Here is a 21,255-nt window from a genome sequence, read left to right on the forward strand (position 1 = left end):
CAGAGATGCTACTCGCCAATCTCGAGGTTTTTCGCCATTCATCCCAACAGGCAGCAAACCCGGCCCCGAACAGTGTCGGGGCCGACTCAGCAGGCCCTTCTGACCTCAGCATCGGATCAGACAACCGTACCGACGGAAGCTAAGCAAAGTGTCGACCCAGTGATCGACACAGAAACATGATTTCAAAAGGATATCGAAAGCATGAGCCATACGGACAACACAGTGATCGCCACCGGCACGAGTCGTTTGCTGCCCAATAGATCGACGGATCGCAACATTGCGGTGCCGCGAGACCTGCCTGGTGTGGTGATTTTCCTGCACGGCGTGAATGACCCCGGGGCATCCTACGAGTCGGTGGAAATCGGGTTGTGCCAAGGGGTTAACGAGCGGCTGGATCGGCAGGATCTGAAGTCGGGGCGGTATGGGGCCAAGTACAACGAGGCTAACAGTACGCCCAGGAAGGAATGGAAGGACAACGAGGGGCAAATACTCGACGATCCGGATACTTATCTTTACCAGCGCGATACAGAGGCCCCCAAGACCCGCAGCCTGTTGATTCCGTTTTATTGGGGCTACCGGGCCGAACCCGGCGAAATCAAACGCGATAAAAATGGCGATCCGGCCCGCTTGCGCGATCAATTCCTGGACAGATTCGACAACCGTCTGGACCGTCACTTCGCCAAAGGCGGCGGATTTTTCGCCAACGCCACCAACAATTTGCCGGAAATGTACGAAGAAGGGTTCGGCAAATGGCTGCGCCATTGGGTTCAACCGACCATGCCTAACTCCCTGTACATGGGCAAGGCGCCGCATCGTCGGTATTTCGTGCTGGCCGCGACCCGGCTGGCGATGCTGGTCAGCGAGATTCGCCGCGTCTCACCCGATGAAACCATCACCATCATGGGGCACAGCCAGGGCACGCTGATCACCTTGCTCGCCCAGGCCATGTTGGTGGATCGCGGTGAACGCTGTGCCGACTGCGCAATCATGGTGGCCTCGCCCTACTCGGTACTGCCGAGTGCGACTCCGAAAAATTCGCAGACCCTGCAAACTCTGTTCGACATCGTGCAACACACCACTCAATCCCCCCATACGCAACCGCCCCTCAGCGCCGTGCGCTATGGCGTACCGGGTTATGGCGGTCGCACGGGGCCGCGCTGGTCACCCGAACAAGGCGAGCGTCTGGGCGCAGACGGGAACACCCTGGTGTTTCCCGAGCGCGACAACCGCGGCAAGGTTTATCTGTATTTCTGCCCGGACGACACCACCGTAGCACTGGATGATGTGCAAGGCATCGGCACGTACGGCGTGCCGGACGCGTTGCCCGATGGCCAACCGGCCATGACCGCGCTGCAATCTATGGGCTTCTACCAACGCCTGTGGACCAGGCGCCTGCGTGATGGTGAGCCGGTACTGGTGGGCAAGCCGCCGCAGGCGGACTTCACCCGCGTCGAAGGCGAGCCGCGCTATCCCGGTGGCGGCTCGGTCGCAGCGCTAGCCTCGCAAACCGGAATCCGCAAAGGCCAGCAACGCACCATCAATGCCGAACAACTGCATCCACCCCATGCGCCGCAGATGTTTGGCGGCGAAGCCGTGACGGGGTCTAGCCATCAGGCCGGAAAGGATCGACCGGATGCGGTGTCGCAAAACGCGGCATTGGGCAACCCCGGTGCCACTTTCAAATGGATTTATGTGACCAACAGTGACCAGCGACTCGACCTGGACGATGGGCTTGTTCGCTGGAATCACGGCAAAGAACCCGACGACCAGACCCGGGCCCTGCGCCAGACGCCGGTGTCCGGCAACCCGATGCTCAATCGTAAGGACCACTACCGCATCTACCGTGAGGAAACCCCGAACGAAATCCGTGCACGCATGCAGGTTGACCAGAAGGAATGGACTGACAACAGCTATCACTCGGCGGTATTGCGCAGCCCGGAGAACCATCGCTGGGTGACGGCGATGGACATTGCGATTGGGCAGGCCAGGTGTCTGGATGATCCGGTGATGCGGGAGGTGTTGGTGGCGATTGCGGATTGGAAGATGGACAAAAAGCGGTTCGTTGATGAAGTCATGCAGATGGAAGGTTGGTCGCGACTGAGCACTGAGGCTCAAGCCTTGGTCAAGGCCAGTTATTTGTATTACGACGAAGGTGAATTTCCCTCTACGGCTCTCGTGTCGTTGACGCCGCCAAGTTTGGTTTTGCCCGTTCCGAGAAAAGGAGTGTCTCAATGAGAGATCGCCGGCAGGACAAATCACAGCGGCCGAAGCTGAAAGGCTATCTCTGGACTACGGGGATACTGACAGCTATTTGGCTGGGTTTTTTACTCGTCATCATCTACACAGCACAGGCTGAAAACAAGGAGTTGGGGGATATGAGCACCGTGATGCTTAAGGGAATAGCAAGTATTTTCGGCGCGTTAGTGTTGACCTACAGCGGGCACTGGTTTGGTAAGGCCGTAGCTTACGAAGAAGCAGAACTCAAGGCCTACAAATCAAAAGTCATGGCCGAAAGAGCCGAGCACATCGCTACCCAGGAGCGTACCTATGCGCTGGAAATACGGGGTACGGGGCTTGCCGTTGATAATTGGCATCAATCTTCAATTTGGCGAGAAATCAAAAAGACCAACAACAATTTTACTTCGATCTATTCGCAAAACCCCAAGCATTACGATGCCTCTGTTAACTCTCGGAGAATCACGGCGAGAATCAATACCCGTGTCGCTTTTACGCATGCGGCCAGCGACTCGGTGGCTTATTGGCCGATCCCCGTGTTTGCAATCGCACCGCCTAAGCAGCCGGAAAACGTTGGGGCCGCCGCAAATATTTCAGATGGACGCAATGCCGCCACCCTGGGCGTGACGCTGTTTCTCTGGCAAGACGCGGACAATACCCCGCATGCCCAAAACATGATCGAGCGGCTGTACAAGTTCTTTGATGACAATCCACAGGTACCGCAAGCATTGATTGTGAGCGAGGATGGTGATGTGACCCGAAGTGGTCTTCGTGTGGCCGGCACACCAGGTCTACAAAATGTCCATGCCGTGCCAATGGTATACGAAAGTATGACTGGTCTGCTGCTCACCCGTTCGGATCGGGTAGACCGCTATATCCGTCCCTTTGCTACGCACGATTCCGAGGACAACCAGAACACGAACACCGACATGGGCAAGTTGTGGGCGTTTTACTGGAAGCATTCGCCGCTGTTTAGAAAGGTGTACGAGGATGCTGAACGTGCCAAAGGCAATACAGGCTTTATTCTCCCTATTACCACCATGTCCTCCACCTACTGGCAATCCCAACTCCCCACCCTCTGGCAAACCCTGAGCAACCGAGGCCCCGGCCATTTCGAACCCTCCGCATGGCTACCGGTGCGCTGGGCCGAGCATCAGGTCAAGGAGTTCGATAAAGCCCCGGTGTTGGGATACCTGCACCGCCCGATCAAAGTCCCGATGCGTGACGAAAACGGCAAACCGCTCAAACCCGCATTACAGGCCAAAGCCCTGCAAGCAGGTTGGCTGCAGGCACTGGAAACCCTGCCCAAAGGTGAAAAACCGGCACGGGTTTTTTACGACAGCACCGACAACACCCCTGGCGAGATCGCCCTGACCATTGCGTTGCACGGTCTCAATGTCGATGGAACCGGCCTCGCGTTAGGCAATGTCGACGAGGGCTATGACATCGGACGGCGCCTGGGCAACACCGGCGTCAGCAGCGCCCTGGTCGAAATCAACCTCGCCACGATTGCCAGCTATCAAGAGGGCGGCGTCAGCGCGGTGGTGTACACCGGCGAGGACGGCAGCGTCACCGTGCAAATGGTCCGCCCGCCGGACGAAGCCCGCAAAGCGAAAAACCAGCAAACCCACGGCGCCGACCCGTTCAGGTTTCGTATGCCGGGAAACAAACCATGAGCCATCCCATCTGCCTGGGCGATGCCACCAGCAGCGGCGGCACCGTGGTTTCCTGCCAGCTTGAAGGCACGCATACCTTCAATGGAAAAACTCCGGCGGTGTTGGGCGATAAGGCCAAGTGTCCGCTGCATCTGGGCGAGTTTGCCTTCGTCGAAGGGCATCCGCGCCGGCGTATGAACGGCATTCCGGTCGTATTGCAGGGGCATCTGCTGGCCTGCGGTTGTCATGCCTTGGCAAGCAATGCTTTGAACGTACGAGTTATCTGACGTGGAACTTCGTGACATGAACCCGGTAATGCGCTGGGGTATGGCAGCAATTCTAGGTCCATTGCTGCTGGTTTTCAGCGTTCACTGGTGGGGGAAAGCCGTGGCCAGTGAACGGGCGGGGCTGGCCGCCTACAAAGCCGACGTCATGAAACAAATCGCCGAGCGGCAGGCCACCCAAGCGCGTACTTATGCCCTGGAAATACGAGGCGTGGGGCTCGGGATTTATCAGGATCATCAATCTGAAATCTGGCAATCCATTAAAAAGAAAAACGACAATTTTGCTTCGATTTACTCACGAGACCCCAAGGACTACACCGACTCATTGGACTTCAGAGAGATCAGTAGAAATATCAAAATCCGTGTTTCATTCAAGCATTCGGCAGGCGAGTCGGCGGCGTATTGGCCAATTCCTGTATTTTCCATCGCGCCGCCCAAGCAACCTTCAGATACCGGGGCCGCAAGCAATATTCTCAGCGGGCGCAATGCCGCCACGCTTGGTGTCACGCTGTTTTTGTGGCAGGACGCGGAGAATACGACCCATGCCCAGGGCATGATCGAGCGCTTGTTCCAGTTCTTTGATGACAACCCCCAAGTGCCCCTGGCCTTGATCGTGAGCGAAGACGGCGATGTCACGCGAAACGGCTTGCGCGTACCAGGCACTCCGGGATTGCAGAATGGTCATGTCGTCCCCACCGTCTACGAAAGCATGGCCGGGCTGTTGGTCACCCGCTCAGATCGGGTGGATCGATATATCCGTCGTTATGCCACCCATGAGCGTGAGGACAACCAGAACAAAGACACAGATTTGGGCAAGCTGTGGGCGTTTTACTGGAAGCAATCCCGAGAGTTTTTAGATGTGTACGAAGAGGCGGAGCGTGCCAAAGGCGCTCAAGATCCCTTAGCCCCCGGCACCATGTCCACCGCCTACTGGCAATCCCAACTCCCCACCCTCTGGCAAACCATCAGCAACCGCGGGCCGGGAGAATTTCAACCCTCCCCATGGCTACCCATCCGCTGGGCGCAGCATCAGGTCAAAGAGTTCGACGCTGCGCCGGTACTGGGTTACTTGCACCGACCGATCAAGGTCTCGATGCAGGATGAACACGGCCAGCGGCTCAAACCGGCGTTGCAGGCCAAAGCCCTGCAGGCAGGCTGGCTGCAAGCTTTGGATACGTTGCCTGAAGGGAAGAAACCGGTCCGGGTGTTCTACGACACCACCGACAATCGGGACGCTGAAATTGCCCTGACCATTGCCTTGCATGGCCTGAATACCGACGGCCACGGTATCGAGTTGGGCAATGTCGACGAGGGTTACGACATCGGGCGGCGCCTGGGCAATACCGGGGTCAGTGGCGCGCTGGTGCAAATCAACCTGGCGACCATTGCCAGCTACCTGGATGGCGGCGCCAGCGCAGTGGTCTACGCCGGGCAGGACGGCAGCCTGACCGTGCAAATGATCCGCCCACCGGACGAAGCGCGCAAAGCCAAGAACCGTGAGAACCGAGGTGCCGACCCGTTCAAGTTCGGCGCCCCTAACGGCGGCGTACCCAGAACATGAGCCATCCCATCTGCCTGGGCGACGCCACCAGCAGTGGCGGCACCGTGATTTCCTGCCAGCTCGAAGGCACGCATACCCTCAATGGAAAAACCCCGGCGGTGGTGGGCGACAAGGCCAAATGCTCGGCATGTGCGGGTAGGTTAGGTCGTAACCACTGTGACGCATCAGGATGGTCAGGTGCTGCCAGCTTCATTTGATCAAACAAAAAAAAGCCCGCGGGAGGGCGGGCAAACCGTAGTTTCTTGAATGAGCGAGGCCAATGTACAGGTTGTGGCTTCGAGGCGGGGTGAAGAAAAGTTCATCTGGAGGAACGCCACGGGCCAGACATCTCTGGACGGTCAGGGCAAATGATCCGCCGCAAAATCGGCTTCCGATCGCGCACGCAAACGACCCTTGCGGCAGGCCTGCTGGAAAACCTCGAAGTCGCGCTCGTTCTGTTCGGTATAGCCTTGGGCATATTTGTAAAGCGCATCGGCCAGCGCCTCGCCCTTGCCGATGTAGCCGCTGATCTGCGCGGCGTATCCGGACGATTTGGCATGGGCGCGGGCCAGGGCGCGACCGCAAAGTCGACCGTAGGCTGCGAAAGCCTCTGCATCAAATGTTTCGAGTTCGGCCGAAACCTTCATGTCGCGTAACTGACGCACGTAAAAGTGACGACCGCTGGGGCCGGTGGTCCAGCCAAGGAACAGATCGCTGGCCGATTGCATCAAGCGCTGACCGTCGACCACGCGCTGCCCCTCATGGCGGACCCGCGACTTGGCTCTCACGTAATCGGCGAGGACGGAACGGCGTGCTTCCTTGAATTGCAGGAACAGCGGGAATTGCTGTTCGTCGGTCAACAGCGCCACCATGCAACGGGTGCCGACACTGCCGACACCCACCACTTTGAACGTCATGTCTTGAGCGGTGAAGCGTGACAACAATTCACGGCGGTCGGCTTGCAGCGTGCCGCGGTAGTCGCGCATGAACGTGTCGAACAACGGTCGCCAGTCAGACAGTCGCAACCAGTCATCGTCGGCATCCAGCAACGTGGTGTTGTTGTGCAGGTGAAAGATTTCCGGCAAATCATCGCGAATGATCAGGCGACCGTGGTTATCGCGTTCGCTGATTTTCGGCAGCAGTTCGGCATGGGTACGATGTTCGGCTTTGTCGATGGCACGTTGCACGTGTTCCAGGGTGTTTTTGCTCGCCTGTTCACGCAAATCGCCGTAGGTGATGGCCTCGTACCAGGTCTCCAGGGTGCTTTGTTCGGCGCACTCGAGCATGGTCTCCTGATAGGCCCCCAGCAGCTCATGACAGATCGAATCTTCGACCGATTTGCCGTGGCGCAAGTCGCGGGCGGCCACCACAAAACTTGTGGCCAGACGCTTTACATCCCACTCCCATGGCCCTGGATGAACTTCATCAAAGTCATTGACGCTGAACAGCAGGTTGCGTTCGGGTGTGGCGAAACCACCGAAGTTCATCAGGTGACTATCACCACAGATCGGCGCGACCAATCCCATATCAGGCGTGTCTGCCAGGTCATGCGCCTGCAACAGCGCGTTGCCACGGTAAAAGGTGAACGGCGACTCCAGCATGCGCCCGTAACGCAACTCCACCAGCGACTTGATCCGCCCCTCACTCGATGCCTTGATCAGCGGAATCGGATCGCGCTTGGCTTTGCCCGACGTCGCGTGGGCACTGCGGGGGCATTTCTTGCGCGCATCTCTGCCTTGTTTGAAACGGTCTTTGAGGAGGCTCATGTGGGCTCGTTCGGCGGGGGAGAGTGGCTTTGCCGATTGAGTGTAGAAGGGCTTTTTGCAAAATAATCATTCTGCGCTTTAGGCGCCTGTATTTTTGTTGAGTTTGCACAAAACTGCGAAATCGAAAAGCCGAGGGAGCGCATTCAGAGAATGCTCGCCGCTGTTGAGGTGGTGATTGCGCGTTATCCTCAGTATCGAGAACAGGCAACACATGTCGTCGGTGCCATTGAACAGGCTGCGGCACCATTTGCTGTGACGTTTGGCTGATTCGCGCGAGCGGGTGGGTATGTTTGTCCGAATGGATCCGATTTGCGTCGTCAATAAAATGACGGAATCGCGCTTTTATTTGCCGTACGGCGGCAAAGTAGACAAGCTATTGACAGTGTCCGTGGGATCTCCCATTATCTGCCGCGTTTTGATGGCCTTGCGCCATAAAAATGTCGGTGGTGACTGGGCAGTTCCCCATGGTTCGCAACCGCAGTACGATACAAATGCCTACACCGTCAGCGGGCTTCAAAAAGGAGCGTCCGCTTGAATCTTCAGGAAGAAATTTCATGTTCGTTGAGCGCGTACTGGTTACTGGCGGAGCGGGATTCATTGGATCGCACCTTGTAGAAGCGTTGCTGGCCAAGGGTTACAAGGTTCGAGTGCTGGATAACTTGTCGACCGGCAAAGTCAGTAACCTGCCGATGGACAATGCCAACCTGAACCTGGTGGTTGGCGATGTCGCAGACAGTGCCGCAGTGGCCCAAGCGATGCGCGATTGCAGTGCCGTCGTTCATTTGGCGGCGGTGGCTTCGGTGCAAGCGTCGGTGGATGATCCGGTCGGTACACACCAAAGCAATTTCGTCGGCACGATCAACGTTTGTGAAAGCATGTTGAAGGCCGGTATCAAGCGCGTCGTGTTCGCCTCCAGTGCTGCCATTTACGGCAACAACGGCGAAGGTTCGGCGATCGACGAAGACACGCCAAAATCGCCACTCACACCCTATGCCAGCGACAAGTTGTCCAGTGAGCATTACCTGGACTTCTATCGCCGTGAACACGGCCTGGAGCCGGTGATCCTGCGCTTCTTCAACATCTTTGGCCCGCGCCAGGATCCGTCCTCGCCGTACTCCGGTGTGATCAGCATTTTCACCGAGCGGGCGTTGAAGCAACTGCCGGTGTCGATTTTCGGTGACGGTGAGCAGACCCGCGACTTCGTCTATGTCCTGGACCTGGTGAGCATCCTGCTGCAAGCCGTGGAGACCAATGAGCCGCGTCCTGGAGCGGTGAACATTGGCCTCAGCCGTTCCACCAGCCTCAATGATTTGATCGCTGAACTGGGGGTTGCCACCGGCAATCCTTTGACGGTAAACAAACAGGCGTCACGTCAAGGCGACATTCGCCATTCGCGCGCCAATAATGCTCGCCTGCTCGAGCGCTTTGATCTTCCGGAACCGACTTCCATCGGCAACGGTCTAGCGCAACTCATCCGCAGTTTGTAACTCGGTCGGCTTAAGCTGCCCGAAGTTCAAGCAGTACTGATCCGTCATTTCAAGAGTGAGTTATGGAAATCGTTTTTCGCAGGACGCGTGTCCGCTCGGTCGCCAAGCGACTGTTAGCCGCTCTGGCGCTGTGTGTGAGTGGCCCCGCCGTGCAAGCCGCGGTATTGACGCCTCCCTCAAGCGTGACTTTCTGGTATGCCGACGAGCCGCCGATCTCTGAGCTGGCGCAGTTTGACTGGGCTGTCGTCGAACCCGGGCACATGACGGCGAACGATGTCAAAACGTTGCGCAAGCTGGGCAGCGAACCGTTTGCCTATATGTCTGTGGGCGAGTTCGACGGTTCAAAAGCGGATATCTCCAAGGCTGGCCTGGACAAGGCTGTCTCTCCGGTGCGAAACGACTCGTGGAACAGCCAGGTCATGGACCTCACGGCACCGGCCTGGCGCGAACACTTGCTCGGCCGTGCCAAGCAGCTGCAAGCCCAGGGCTATGGCGGACTTTTTCTCGATACCCTCGACAGTTTCACTCTACTGCCAGAGGCATCACGTGAAGCCCAGCGTGCCGGCCTTGCCAGTTTTCTGCGGGAACTGCACAAGCAGCAGCCAAAGCTGAAGCTGTTTTTCAATCGTGGCTTTGAAGTGCTGCCGGAGCTTGACGGCGTGGCTGCAGCGGTAGCTTTCGAGTCGCTCTACGCTGGTTGGGACGCATCCGCCAAACGATACCGTCCAGTGCCGGAGGCGGACCGCCAATGGCTGCTGGGCCAGCTGCAACCGTTGCGTGCCAAAGGCATTCCACTGGTGGCGATCGACTATTTGCCACCGGAACGACGCGAGGAGGCCCGCAAGCTGGCCAAGCGTTTGCGCGATGAAGGTTTCATTCCTTTCATCAGCACCCCGGAACTGAATTCGATGGGCATCAGCAACATCGAAGTGCAGCCGCGGCGTGTCGCGTTGGTTTACGACCCGCGCGAAGGTGACCTGGCCAACAACGCCGGTCACACCTATCTGGGCGGGCTGCTCGAATACCTGGGTTATCGCGTTGACTACCTGCCTGCCAGCAGCTCCATGCCGGATTATCGCTTCAGTGGCTTGTATGCCGGTGTGATTACGTGGATGACCAGCGGTTCGCCGCAAGATGCTCCGGCATTCAACCGTTTCATCAGCGCACGTCTGGACGAGCAGGTACCGGTGGTTTTTTTCTCCGGCCTGCCGGTTGAAGACCAGGTTCTGCTCAAGCGCATGGGCCTGAAGCGAGAAGCCCCGCCGGGTACCCAAGCACTGACAGTGACTCATCAAGACAAGGCGCTGCTCGGCGCTTTTGAAGCACCGGTGCAGCCCCGATCCCGTGACCTGACGGCGGTCTCGGTATTGCCCAAGGGGCCGACACCGGCACTTTCGCTGAGCAATGCTGCAGGGCAAACCTTCGACCCGGTCGTCATTGGCGATTGGGGCGGTCTGGCGTTGGCACCTTACATTCTTGAGGTGAACAACGAGCGCAGTCGCTGGATTCTCGACCCCTTCGCCTTCCTCAAGGCAAGCCTGCGTCTGCCTGAGCAACCACGGCCGGACACCACCACAGAAAACGGCCGTCGAATCGCCACCGTACACATCGACGGCGATGGCTTTCCCTCCCGCGCCGAAGTGCGTGGCACGCCATATGCCGGCCGTCACACGCTGGATGACTACATCAAGCCCAACCCGTTCCTGACGTCGGTGTCGATCGTCGAGGGTGAAATTTCGCCACGCGGCATGTTCCCGCACCTGGCACGCGAACTGGAGCCCATCGCCCGCGAGATCTTCGCCAATCCGAAAGTCGAAGTGGCCACCCACACCTTCAGCCATCCGTTTTTCATGCAGCCGGAAAAGGCCACTAAACGTGAGAATTTCAAACCGGAATATGGTTTGAACATGGCTATTGCGGGCTACGACAAAATTGATTTTTATCGCGAGGTTGTCGGTTCCCGCGACTACATCAACCAGCAGCTCACCACTCCGGAAAAACCGGTGAAAATGGTGTTCTGGCCAGGTGACGCCTTGCCTTCGGCAGCGACGCTGAAGATTGCCTACGATGCCGGTCTGAAAAACGTCAACGGCGCGGAAACGATGATGACCAAGGCCGATCCGTCCCTGACCGGGTTGAACCCGCTACTGCGCCCTACCGAGGGCGGTTTGCAGTACTACGCGCCGATCATCAACGAGAACCTCTACACCAACCTGTGGAAAGGTCCGTATTACGGTTTCCGCGAAGTGATCGACACCTTCGAGCTGACCGACAGCCCGCGCCGCCTGCGTGGCCTGCACCTTTACTACCACTTTTATTCAAGCACCAAGCAGGCTTCGATCAAGGCCATGCACGAGATCTACGGCTACATGCGCGACCAACAGCCGATGTCGCTGTGGATGAGCGACTACATCGATCGATTGCACGGCTTGTATCAGGCCAGCCTGGCGCGGACCGCCGATGGCAACTGGCAGATTCGCGGCATGGATGCATTGCGCACCGTGCGCCTGGACCCGCAAATGGGCTGGCCGGATTTGCTGCGATCGCAAGGCATTGCCGGTGTTCGAGACATACCGCAAGGGCGCTATGTGGCACTGAGCAGCGACCGGGCACTGCTGGTGCTGCGACCTGATCGGGACAGCCGCCCGGCATTGGAGGAAGCCAATTTGCCTCTGCTGAGTTGGCAGTACCTGGATGATCAACGCGTGAGTTTTTCGTTTGCCGGGCAGTTTGATCTGACCTTCTCGGTACGGTCGGCGAGTGCCTGCCGGGTCGAAGTGGATGGACAGCGTTTTGCAGGCAAGGCATCGGCCGGTCTGTGGACTTTTCAATTACCAATGAAGCAGGTGAGTAATGGTCAGCTCTTCTGCAACTAATTCTTCAGCGAGCAAAAACAGCCGCCTGCTCAACCCGTGGGCGCTGGCGGTGGTGGCGGTTGCCGTGGGCGGTCTGCTGTGGGCGACCTTCCAGCGTGAAGAAGTATTCCAGCCTGACGGCCGCGAACCGGATGCGGTTTCCGCCAACTATGCCGAACTGCTGCTGACCGCTCACCCGGAAGACGATCACCTGCGTCTGCAACTGGTCGACCTGTTGATTCGCCTCGGTGATTACACCAAGGCCCGCCAGCATCTGGAGAATTGGCCCAAGCCGAACCTGCAATTGCAGGCGTATTACCGGCTCGAACTGGATGCGCTGGAAGCGGCCAAGGACAGTGACCTGATCACCCAGCAGGCCTTGGTCGAGCGTCTGAAAAGCTTCGATCACCGGATGCTGCCATTGCCGCAATTGCAGAACCTGGCCAAGCTCGCACTGACCTTGCAGGCACCGGCGTTTGCCGCCAGTGTCTATGAAGAAATTGCTGCTCGCGACCCGCAGCAGCGCAGCGCGGCGCTCAAGTCCGCTGCGCAATGGTACCTGGCGGGCGAGCAACCGGGGCGCGCCGCAGAAATCTATCTGCAGTTGAGAAAGGATACTGATCAGGCGGGCGAGCGTCGTGAGTACGCCCAGTTGGCCTACAACAGCCTGTTGGCTTCCGGTCAGGGCGACCAGGCTGCGCAGGTGCTTGAAGATGAAATCGACTCGCTGATCAACCCGCAAACCGACTCGGCCTGGGTCCAGCAGGGCGTCGATGTGGCCGTCGCCAGCAAGCGCTTCGATCTGGCGCAGCGCTTCCTGCAACAGTGGCGCATCCTGCAACCGGACAACCCGCAGATCCTGCAGAAGGATTTCAGCATGCGTCTGGCCCTCGGCGATTTGTCGGGCGCCTGGGAAAGCGGCCAGCAACTGCTCGAAGAACATCCCGAAGATGTGCAGTTGCTTGAGCAGATGGCCCACCTCGGCGAATGGCAGGGTGAAAACGAAGCGGCGCTCGGTTACTGGATTCGTCTGTTGAAGCTGCGCGAAAGTGCGCAAACCCGTGAGCACGCCTGGCGCCTGGCCAGCCAGCAGTTCGACTTCGACCGCTCGATTCCGTTGCTTGCCGAGATCATGGAGCAGCGTGCGCTGACCGACATCGAACTCGATGCGCTGATCTACGGTCACGAATCGCGGGGTACGCCAAAAGAGGCTGAAGCCTGGCTGCGCACGTATTTGCGCAAGTACCCCAAGCATCGCCTGGCCTGGACGCGCCTGCTGCAAAACCTGGAAAACACCGGGCAATATGCAGCCAAGGCCAACGTTTACAAGGACTACTCGAAACGTTTTGCGCTGACCACCACCGAGCGCGTCGATTGGGTCGATACCTATCTCAAGTTGTTCGATAACACGTCGGCATGGCAAGTGTTGCAAGTCGATAACCGCACCATCACTGATCCGAACTACTGGCGCTCCCGGGCCTCGCTGGCCTGGGACCTGGAACGGGACGATGAATTGCAGGTGTCGCTCGAGAAGCTGTTGACGCTCAAGGGCTCGCTCAACAGCGGCGACGAGAGTCAGTTGATCACCCTTTATCGAACCAGCAATCCACAGCGCGCTCTGCAGTTGATGGTCGCCAGCTGGCAACGCAGCCACGACCAGCAGCGTTTGGTCGAGGCCTTGCAGCAAGCCCAGGAATTGCAGGACTGGCCGCAAGTGGAGTCGCTGCTCAAGGACGCCGAGCAATACCCTGATGCCTATGGCCAGTCTCAAGTGTTGGCAGTACGCGGTGCATTGGCAGTGCAGAAGGGCCAGACCGACGAAGCGCTGCGCCTGTATCAGGAAGGCCTCGCGCGGTTCCCTGACGACAACCTGTTCCGCGAACGCCTGATGTGGCTGTACGTCGATCAGGGCAACACCGCCGCACTCAAGCCTTTGCTGAGCCAATGGAAAGCCCGGGCGCGCGAAGACCGTCTGCTGTGGCTGCCATTCGCCAGCGCCAGTCAGATGCTCGGCCGCGACAGCGAAGCGTTGGCCTGGTATCGCATGTACCTCAAGAGCAGTCCTCAGGACTGGCTGGTGCAAGCGGCCTACGCCGATGCGCTGGACAGTGCCGGCTATAAGGATGCGGCCCAGCGTCTGCGCTTGAAGCTGCTGCGCAGCCCGGAAGGCGAAAACCTGCAGCCGTCGTCTCAACGCTATGGCACCTGGTTGCGTTTGATGGCCAGCAGCTATTCACCGAAAAAGGCCCAGCAGGAAGTCCTGAAATGGAAGGACGGCTCGCCGGCGATGTTGCAACTGTGGTTTGAGCGTTTGCTGGCGCGTCTTGATGCGACCAATCAGGAATCGCAAAAAGACCAATGGCTGGCTTGGGCGCGCAGTCAGGGCCTGAAGGTCGAGCGTTATGAGCAGATTCAGGAAGCTCTGCGCAGCCGCAACAAGGCGCAGGTCGAAACGTTGTTGGCCAGCAGCGACCTCAACCCGGCGCAACGCGCTCAGGCCCTCAGTCGTCTGGGTCGCCTGAATGAAGCCCTCGACACCAGCCTGACGGCGCTCGGTGATGAGCAGCCGGAAGCGGTGCGCGAACAGCTGCGCCGCCAGGCTGTGGAGATCCACGAACGCACGCCGCAAGGTGCGCAGTTGTCGTGGCATGAACAGGACTTCGGCGGCCTGGAGTTCAACGCGCCACGCCTGGAGATTGCGCACAACCTGGGCGATAAGTGGTACGCCGATCTTGAGCTGGAGCAGGGCGACTACAGTGGTGACGAAATCGAATCATCGCGCATCGGCGAGGAGCGTAACGCCGCCCTGACCCTGCAACGTGCGGTCGAGGACGGCAGCTATAAACTGTTCGCCGATACCAGCCAGCGCAGCGATGACGACCGCAACGGCCTGGGCCTGTCCCGGACCTGGCAGCTGGGTGTGAGCGATGAACTGGAAACCGGCGTCGACTGGCATCGCAAGAACGAAGACAGCGGCTTGATGCGCGCCTTCGGCCAACAGGACCGCGTGTATCTGGGTGGCCGCCATAGTTTGACAGCCCGCGATCAGGTCAGTTGGGAAGTCGCGCAGCGGTCGTTTTCCACCCGGGCCGGTGACGATCTGGGCGATGGCCATGCGCTGAAAATGGAGTACAACCACACGCTGGAATTCGCCGGTCCCAACTGGACCGTGCGCAGCGGTGTCGACTACCAGAAGAATCGGGTCAAGGATAAGTCGCTGGATTACCTGTCGACTAACTTTGGTGGCCCGGTCATCAGAGCGGCGCCTGTGCAGACGTTCGACCCTGATACCGGTTTGCCCGACCCGATCAATCCACTGGATATCGAGACCGTCACCGCCAGCGACCTGCTGCAAAGTCGCTATGGCCAACTGTATGTCGGCAGCTCCTGGCGTCGCGGCATACCTGGCGCGCTGGTGCGGACCAGGCCGCAGTACACCTGGCTGGTTGACCTGACGGCAGGCTGGCAATGGACCGATCAAACATTCAACTACGGCATCAATACCGGGATCGGCGTTGAAGTGCTGGGTGACGACGAACTGGCCCTGACCTTCGGCTACCAATCCGCGCCACAAGGCGGGGACGGCAAGGCCGGCGGAACACTGGGTGTGAGCTACGGCGTGCGTTTCGGACGCTGATCATGGAATTTCTACGGGAGAAAAACGTATGCAAGCAATTCGTAATCTGAGCCTGGCGCTGGCGGTCCTGGTCGTCGCCGGTTGTGCCAGTTTCACCGACGAAAGCAGCCCGAGCCTGCCGCGCACTGCGCAGTGGGGCATCGTGCCGATGGTCAACTATTCGCAGACACCACAGGCCGGTGAACGCAGCGAGCAAATTCTGCTCAGCGTCCTCAGCAGCCATGGCCTGCAGCCACGGGTTTACCCAGCCAGCACTCAGGGTGAGCAAGCGCTGATGGACGATAACGAGCGTCTGGCCGGTGCCCTGGATTGGGCGCGTGAGCAGAAGCTCGATTACGTGGTCGCCGGTAGCGTCGAAGAATGGCAGTACAAGAATGGCCTGGACGGCGAGCCGGCGGTGGGCATCAGCCTGCGCGTGCTGGATGCCGATAGCGGCCGGGTGCTCTGGAGCAAAAGCGGCGCGCGTGCCGGTTGGTCTCGTGAAAGCCTCGCGGGTACCGCGCAAAAGGTGCTCGACAAACTTGTTGGCGCCCTTACGTTCGAGTGATCGCAATGAATTCTCCACACATGGATTACAGCCTGGCGCCTCGCGCCAGCGGCCCGGTGTCTTGGCTGGAAACGTTCCTGGTAACCGGCCTGGTCATCGGCCTCGGCCTCTGGTTGACCCCGGACGACCCGATGCAGATGCACGGCGGGTTCCCCTGGCCGATTCTGGCGCCGCTGCTGTTGGGTGTGCGTTACGGTTTTGTGCGCGGCCTGCTCAGCGCCGGTTTGTTGGTTCTGGCCGTTTTCGCCCTGCGCTACAGCGGCCATGCCGGCTATGCGCAGCTTGAGCCGTCGTGGATAGTCGGCGTGCTGGTATGCGGCATGCTGGTGGGCGAGGTGCGCGATCTGTGGGAGCGACGCCTGGAGCGTCTGCAGATGGCCAACGATTATCGTCAGTACCGTCTCGATGAGTTCACCCGTGCGCATCAGATTTTGCGGGTCTCCCATGACCGCCTGGAACAGCGTGTGGCGGGTAGCGACCAGAGCTTGCGCAGCTCGCTGCTGGGCCTGCGCGAAAAACTGCGGGTGATGCCCGAGCATGGCGATGCCCTGGCGGCATTGGCCGACCCGATCGTTGCCGTGCTTGGACAGTACGGCGCGCTGCGGGTGGCCGGGTTGTATCGAGTCGACGAGCGCGGTGAGCGAGTGTTGCCGGCGCCGCTGGCAACCATCGGCGTCATGGGCTCGCTGGACACCGAGGACGGACTGGTCAAGTTGTGCCTTGAGCGCGGTGAGTTGGTCAGCGTACGTCAGGAGCTGATCGATGCGGGCGGCTCGGCACAATTCTCGTCGCTGCAGGCCTGCATTCCGTTGATCGATGCCGAAGGGCGTCTGCTGGCGGTGCTGGCGGTGCGACAGATGCCGTTCTTTGCCTTCCAGGATCGCACGCTGAGCCTGCTGGCGCTGTTGGCCGGTCACATCGCCGACCTGCTGTTGCGTGACGTGCAAGTGCTGCAATTGGTCGATGCCGACGCGCAGCACTTCACACTGCAACTCAAGCGTTCGCTGGTCGACGTTGAACAGCACCAGTTGTCTGCCGGACTGTTCGCCTTCGAAATGACCCGTTCCAACGAAGAACTGACGCGCCTGCTGGAACGCAGCCAGCGCGGTCTGGATTTGCACTTGCCGCTGCGCAACAACCGCGATCACCAGTTGCTGCTGGTGCTCTTGCCGTTGACCAGTCCGCAAGGCACCGAGGGCTATCTGTCGCGTATCAACCTGCTGGTGCATGAACACTTCGGCATTGAAAGTGACTTGGACAGCCTCGGCGTGCGGGTCATGCCGTTCAACCTGGAGCCTGATGATCACAACGGGCTGCGTAACTTCCTGTTCAACGAGTGTGGTCTGAATGATCAGCAAGTGGCTGTTTAGCGGAGCCTTGTTGTTAGAGGCGGGCAGTTGGGCCAGTTTGTGGGTCGACGCGCCCGAGGCGCACCAATTGCTGGTGTTCACCCTCACTCACGGTTTGGCCAGCGTGCTGTTGTGTGGCGCGGTCTGGTTGCTGTTGCCGGCGCGTTACCGTTCGCCCCTGCCGTGGAGCCCGCTGTTCATTTTCAGCCTGGCGTTCTTCGTGCCGGTGCTCGGGACCGTGGGCGTGGTCGCGGCGATCTTCCCGGCGCTGTACCTGCCACGCAAACGCGACAAACAAGCCTGGCAAGCGGTGGGCATTCCGAGCCTGCCGTATCGGGCGCAGATGCAATTGCATTCGCCGATCTTCGCCGATGGCGGGTTGCAGGATGTCTTGCGTCACGCACCGGATCCGGATCAACGTCTGGCTGCATTGCTGGCCACCAAACGCATGCCTGGCAAGGAAGCGGTGCCGATTCTCAAACTGGCACTGGGCGACCCGAGCGACGATGTGCGGCTGCTGGCCTACTCAATGCTCGACAAGCAGGAAAGCGACATCAACCTGCGTATCCAGATTGCCCTCGGCCAACTGCACGGCGCCTCGACCAAGGCCGCCGGTGTGCTGCATGGCACCCTGGCGCGTTGGTATTGGGAGCTGGCGTACCTGGGGCTGGCGCAGGGCAGCGTGCTCGAGCACGTCCTCAACCAGGCCAGCGAACATGCCGAACAAGGTCTGCAGGCGGGTGAGGGCGGTGAGCTGTTTCTGTTGGCCGGGCGTATTGCCCTGGAACGCGGCGACATCGAGCGCGCCGAAGTGTTGCTGACCCAGGCCCAGGAAAACGGCATGGGCGCGGCGCAGATTCTGCCGTTCCACGCCGAACTGGCTTTCGAGGCCGGTCGCTACCATGAAATTCCGGGGTTGCTTGCAAGCCTTCCCGAGAAAACCCGCCAGCGACCCCCCTTCGCTGATCTGGTGAGGAGCTGGACATGAGTCACAAGGAAGAGGCGCCGATCGCCGACATCTGCCTGCTGCTCGAAGGTACCTGGCCTTATGTGCGTGGCGGCGTGTCGAGCTGGATTCACCAGATGATCCTCGGCCTGCCGGAGCTGACGTTCTCGGTAATGTTCATCGGCGGGCAACGTTCAGCCTATCCCGAACGCCGCTATCAAGTACCGTCGAACGTGCTGCACATCGAGGAAGTGTTCCTCGAGGACGCGACCCATACGACAAATACCCGGGGCACGCCGCGCGAGGCCGACCTGCAAACACTGGAAGACCTTTATCGCTTCCTGCATCACCCGGACGCGCCCGAGCCCGCACTGGGCGAAAACCTGCTCGAGTGTATCGCGCAAGGCCACTTGACCCTCGACGACGTGCTGCGCAGCCGTGCCAGTTGGGAGGCGTTGAGCGAAGGCTATCGCCTGCATTGCGCCGACCCGTCGTTCATCAACTATTTCTGGACCCTGCGTTCGATGCAGTCGCCGTTGCTGATGCTCGCCGAGTCATCGCGCCGGATGCCGCGGGCGCGGGTGCTGCATTCGATTTCCACCGGTTACGCCGGGTTGTTGGGGTGCATCCTCAAGCAGCGCTGGAACTGCACTTACCTGCTCAGCGAGCATGGGATCTACACCAAGGAACGCAAGATCGACCTGGCCCAGGCCAGCTGGATCGCCGAGAGCTCCGGCCAGGCGCTCAACCGCAGCCTTGATGCCGGCTCGGGCTATATCCGGACCTTGTGGGTGCGTTTTTTCGAGCGTATCGGCCAACTGACCTACAACAGCGCCGACAACATCATTTCGCTGTATGACGGCAACCGCCAGCGGCAAATCAAGGACGGCGCCGACCCGGTCCGTACCCAGGTCATTCCCAACGGCATCGACCTGCCGCAGTGGACCACCGCCCTCCAATCCCGTGCGCCCGGCATTGCCCCGGTGGTGGGGCTGATCGGTCGTGTGGTGCCGATCAAGGACGTGAAGACGTTCCTGCGGGCCATGCGCGGCGTGATCAGCGCCATGCCCGAGGCCGAAGGCTGGATCGTCGGCCCGGAAGAGGAAGACCCGGAATACGTCAGCGAATGCCGCAGCCTGATGGCCAGCCTGGGGCTGGAAGGCAGGGTGCATTTCCTTGGCTTCCAGCGCATCCAGGAGATCCTGCCCCAGCTCGGGCTGATGGTCCTGACCTCGATCAGCGAGGCGCAACCGCTGGTGATTCTCGAAGCCTGGGCTGCCGGTACGCCGGTGGTCAGCAGTGACGTGGGCTCGTGCCGGGAAATGATCGAAGGTGGCAGTCCAGAGGACCGCGATCTGGGCCTGGCCGGCAAAGTCGTGGCCATTGCCGACCCGCAGGCCACCAGCGTGGCCATCCTCGAACTGCTGCGCAGTCCGCAACGCTGGCAGGCGGCTCAGGCCAGCGGCTTGTTGCGGGTCAACCGTTACTACACCGAAGCCTTGATGCTGCAGCGTTATCGCGACTTGTATCAAGCCGCCATGGAGAACAGTTAAATGGCCGGGATTGGCTTCGAACTTCGCAAGATCCTGTCGCGCGATTCCTATACCGCGACCTTGCATGCCTACGTCTATGCCGGGCTGATCAGCTCCGGTCCCTGGGTGCTGTCGATCATCAGCGTGATGCTGGTGGGTATCATCAGCCTGAGCCGTGTCGTGCCCAATACGCTGGTGGGACAGTTCCTGGTGACGGTGACCTACCTGATGGCCAGTTCGCTGATCATTACGGGCGGCTTGCAGCTGTTTTTCACCCGGTTCGTTTCCGACCGGCTGTTTGAGAACAAGCACGACCAGATCCTGCCCAACCTGGTGGGCGTGCTGTTGATGGTCACCATCGGTGCCGGTGTCCTGGGTATCGTCGTGCTGAGCGTGCTGTTCGACCAGCCGCTGATGTACCGGCTGCTGGTGCTGTCGAACTTCGTGGTGCTGTGCAATCTGTGGATGGTGATCATCTTCCTCTCGGGGATGAAAGCTTATAACCGCATCCTGCTGGTGATGCTGGTGGGCTACACACTGATGGTCATCAGTGCGTATCTGCTGAGCTTCCTGGGCATAGCGGGCCTGCTGTTGGCGTTGTTGATCGGGCACAGTACGTTGCTGTTCCTGTTTCTCTACGACATCCTGCGCGAATACCGAGCCGAGAAACTGGTGGCCTTCGATTTTCTTGACCGGCGCCACGTGTTTGTCAGCCTGCTGGTGACCGGATTTTTCTATAACTTCGGCATCTGGATCGACAAATTCATCTTCTGGTTCAACCCCGGCACCTCGAACGTTGTGATAGGTCCACTGCGGGCGTCAATCCTGTACGACTTGCCGATCTTCCTCGCCTACCTGGCGATCATTCCGGGGATGGCGGTGTTTCTGGTGCGCATCGAAACCGATTTTGCCGAGTGGTATGACCGGCTGTTCCGGGCTATCCGCGAAGGCGAGACCCTGCAGCACATCAGTTCGCTGAAGACCGAGATGACCTTGTCCATTCGCCAAGGCCTGCTGGAAATCTGCAAGGTGCAGGGGCTGACCGTGGTGCTGCTGTTCCTGTTTGCTCCGCGTCTGCTGGATTGGCTGGGCATCTCCAGCTATTACCTGCCGCTGTTCTACATTGACCTGATCGGCGTGAGCATCCAGGTGGTGTTCATGGCGTTGCTCAACGTGTTCTTCTACCTCGACAAGCGCGCCGTGGTCCTGGAGCTGTGCGTGATCTTCGCCGTGTTGAACGCCGGTTTGACGCTACTGAGCATGCACCTTGGCCCGAGCTTCTTTGGCTACGGCTTCACCCTCTCGCTGCTGGTGTGCGTGTTGTTGGGGCTGCATCGATTGTCCACCGCGCTGGAAGACCTCGAGTACGACACCTTCATGTTGTCGCGCTGAAGCATTCTGGCGGTACGAAAAAAGGCACTG

General features: G+C 59.5%; 13 protein-coding genes and 1 pseudogene. 13 read left to right on the top strand and 1 reads right to left on the bottom strand.

The window, feature by feature from the left end; translation table 11 throughout:
• Window positions 1-201: 201 nt before the first annotated feature.
• The 5 genes and pseudogenes from D8U73_RS26775 to D8U73_RS26795 form a co-directional block, all read left to right on the top strand.
• Window positions 202-2,235 (top strand): DUF3274 domain-containing protein, encoded by a 2,034-nt coding sequence (locus D8U73_RS26775; RefSeq protein ID WP_130906219.1) that lies wholly within the window; start codon window positions 202-204, stop codon window positions 2,233-2,235.
• The gene (locus D8U73_RS26780; RefSeq protein WP_130906220.1) at window positions 2,232-3,911 is read left to right on the top strand and encodes a DUF2875 family protein; all 1,680 of its coding nucleotides are present in this window, start codon (window positions 2,232-2,234) and stop codon (window positions 3,909-3,911) included. The genes D8U73_RS26775 and D8U73_RS26780 overlap by 4 nt, the downstream gene beginning before the upstream one ends.
• Entirely contained in the window at window positions 3,908-4,177 is a 270-nt protein-coding gene (locus D8U73_RS26785) for a PAAR domain-containing protein (protein WP_130906221.1), read from the top strand. Before D8U73_RS26780 ends, D8U73_RS26785 begins: the two co-directional genes overlap by 4 nt.
• Window positions 4,178-4,217: 40 nt before the next feature.
• On the top strand, window positions 4,218-5,735 hold the full coding sequence (locus D8U73_RS26790) for a DUF2875 family protein (protein ID WP_241668551.1): 1,518 nt from the start codon (window positions 4,218-4,220) through the stop codon (window positions 5,733-5,735).
• Window positions 5,732-5,857 (top strand): annotated as a pseudogene (locus D8U73_RS26795) (PAAR domain-containing protein); the annotation flags it as partial. The gene D8U73_RS26790 and the pseudogene D8U73_RS26795, both read left to right, overlap by 4 nt.
• 216 nt (window positions 5,858-6,073) lie before the next feature.
• On the opposite strand, the gene D8U73_RS26800 reads toward D8U73_RS26795, so the two are convergent.
• Window positions 6,074-7,480 carry a DUF2252 domain-containing protein gene (locus D8U73_RS26800; protein WP_130906223.1) on the bottom strand — a complete coding sequence of 469 codons (1,407 nt, stop codon included), beginning with the start codon at window positions 7,478-7,480 and terminating at the stop codon, window positions 6,074-6,076.
• Window positions 7,481-8,034: 554 nt separating this feature from the next.
• Here D8U73_RS26800 and D8U73_RS26805 point away from each other — a divergent pair.
• The 8 genes from D8U73_RS26805 to pelG all read left to right on the top strand — a co-directional run bounded on the left by D8U73_RS26805 (window position 8,035) and on the right by pelG (window position 21,225).
• Complete coding sequence (locus tag D8U73_RS26805) at window positions 8,035-8,967, top strand: NAD-dependent epimerase/dehydratase family protein (RefSeq protein WP_130906224.1); 933 nt, start codon at window positions 8,035-8,037, stop codon at window positions 8,965-8,967.
• 62 nt (window positions 8,968-9,029) lie between these two features.
• Window positions 9,030-11,843 (top strand): bifunctional glycoside hydrolase 114/ polysaccharide deacetylase family protein, encoded by a 2,814-nt coding sequence (locus D8U73_RS26810; RefSeq protein ID WP_130906225.1) that lies wholly within the window; start codon window positions 9,030-9,032, stop codon window positions 11,841-11,843.
• Window positions 11,821-15,459, top strand: coding sequence for a tetratricopeptide repeat protein (locus D8U73_RS26815; RefSeq protein WP_130906226.1), 3,639 nt, complete (start codon window positions 11,821-11,823; stop codon window positions 15,457-15,459). Before D8U73_RS26810 ends, D8U73_RS26815 begins: the two co-directional genes overlap by 23 nt.
• Window positions 15,460-15,487: 28 nt before the next feature.
• Window positions 15,488-16,006, top strand: coding sequence for a hypothetical protein (locus D8U73_RS26820; RefSeq protein ID WP_056854938.1), 519 nt, complete (start codon window positions 15,488-15,490; stop codon window positions 16,004-16,006).
• A gap of 5 nt (window positions 16,007-16,011) precedes the next feature.
• Window positions 16,012-17,376, top strand: coding sequence for a PelD GGDEF domain-containing protein (locus tag D8U73_RS26825; RefSeq protein WP_056854939.1), 1,365 nt, complete (start codon window positions 16,012-16,014; stop codon window positions 17,374-17,376).
• The gene (locus D8U73_RS26830) at window positions 17,354-18,343 is read left to right on the top strand and encodes a HEAT repeat domain-containing protein (protein WP_056854940.1); all 990 of its coding nucleotides are present in this window, start codon (window positions 17,354-17,356) and stop codon (window positions 18,341-18,343) included. Before D8U73_RS26825 ends, D8U73_RS26830 begins: the two co-directional genes overlap by 23 nt.
• Entirely contained in the window at window positions 18,340-19,854 is a 1,515-nt protein-coding gene (gene pelF, locus D8U73_RS26835) for a GT4 family glycosyltransferase PelF (RefSeq protein WP_130906227.1), read from the top strand. Before D8U73_RS26830 ends, pelF begins: the two co-directional genes overlap by 4 nt.
• Entirely contained in the window at window positions 19,855-21,225 is a 1,371-nt protein-coding gene (pelG, locus tag D8U73_RS26840; protein ID WP_056854942.1) for an exopolysaccharide Pel transporter PelG, read from the top strand.
• The last annotated feature ends 30 nt before the right edge of the window (window positions 21,226-21,255 follow it).

The sequence above is a fragment of the Pseudomonas sp. Sample_22 genome, assembly GCF_004307635.1.
In the GTDB taxonomy this organism is placed as follows: Bacteria; Pseudomonadota; Gammaproteobacteria; order Pseudomonadales; family Pseudomonadaceae; genus Aquipseudomonas.

What these genes read in the sequence shown, in the direction of transcription:
- D8U73_RS26775 (WP_130906219.1), top strand. Translation starts at nt 202, where the DNA reads ATGAGCCATACGGACAACACAGTGATCGCCACCGGCACGAGTCGTTTG.
- D8U73_RS26780 (WP_130906220.1), top strand. Translation starts at nt 2,232, where the DNA reads ATGAGAGATCGCCGGCAGGACAAATCACAGCGGCCGAAGCTGAAAGGC.
- D8U73_RS26785 (WP_130906221.1), top strand. Translation starts at nt 3,908, where the DNA reads ATGAGCCATCCCATCTGCCTGGGCGATGCCACCAGCAGCGGCGGCACC.
- D8U73_RS26790 (WP_241668551.1), top strand. Translation starts at nt 4,218, where the DNA reads ATGGCAGCAATTCTAGGTCCATTGCTGCTGGTTTTCAGCGTTCACTGG.
- D8U73_RS26800 (WP_130906223.1), bottom strand. Translation starts at nt 7,480, where the DNA reads ATGAGCCTCCTCAAAGACCGTTTCAAACAAGGCAGAGATGCGCGCAAG.
- D8U73_RS26805 (WP_130906224.1), top strand. Translation starts at nt 8,035, where the DNA reads ATGTTCGTTGAGCGCGTACTGGTTACTGGCGGAGCGGGATTCATTGGA.
- D8U73_RS26810 (WP_130906225.1), top strand. Translation starts at nt 9,030, where the DNA reads ATGGAAATCGTTTTTCGCAGGACGCGTGTCCGCTCGGTCGCCAAGCGA.
- D8U73_RS26815 (WP_130906226.1), top strand. Translation starts at nt 11,821, where the DNA reads ATGGTCAGCTCTTCTGCAACTAATTCTTCAGCGAGCAAAAACAGCCGC.
- D8U73_RS26820 (WP_056854938.1), top strand. Translation starts at nt 15,488, where the DNA reads ATGCAAGCAATTCGTAATCTGAGCCTGGCGCTGGCGGTCCTGGTCGTC.
- D8U73_RS26825 (WP_056854939.1), top strand. Translation starts at nt 16,012, where the DNA reads ATGAATTCTCCACACATGGATTACAGCCTGGCGCCTCGCGCCAGCGGC.
- D8U73_RS26830 (WP_056854940.1), top strand. Translation starts at nt 17,354, where the DNA reads ATGATCAGCAAGTGGCTGTTTAGCGGAGCCTTGTTGTTAGAGGCGGGC.
- pelF (WP_130906227.1), top strand. Translation starts at nt 18,340, where the DNA reads ATGAGTCACAAGGAAGAGGCGCCGATCGCCGACATCTGCCTGCTGCTC.
- pelG (WP_056854942.1), top strand. Translation starts at nt 19,855, where the DNA reads ATGGCCGGGATTGGCTTCGAACTTCGCAAGATCCTGTCGCGCGATTCC.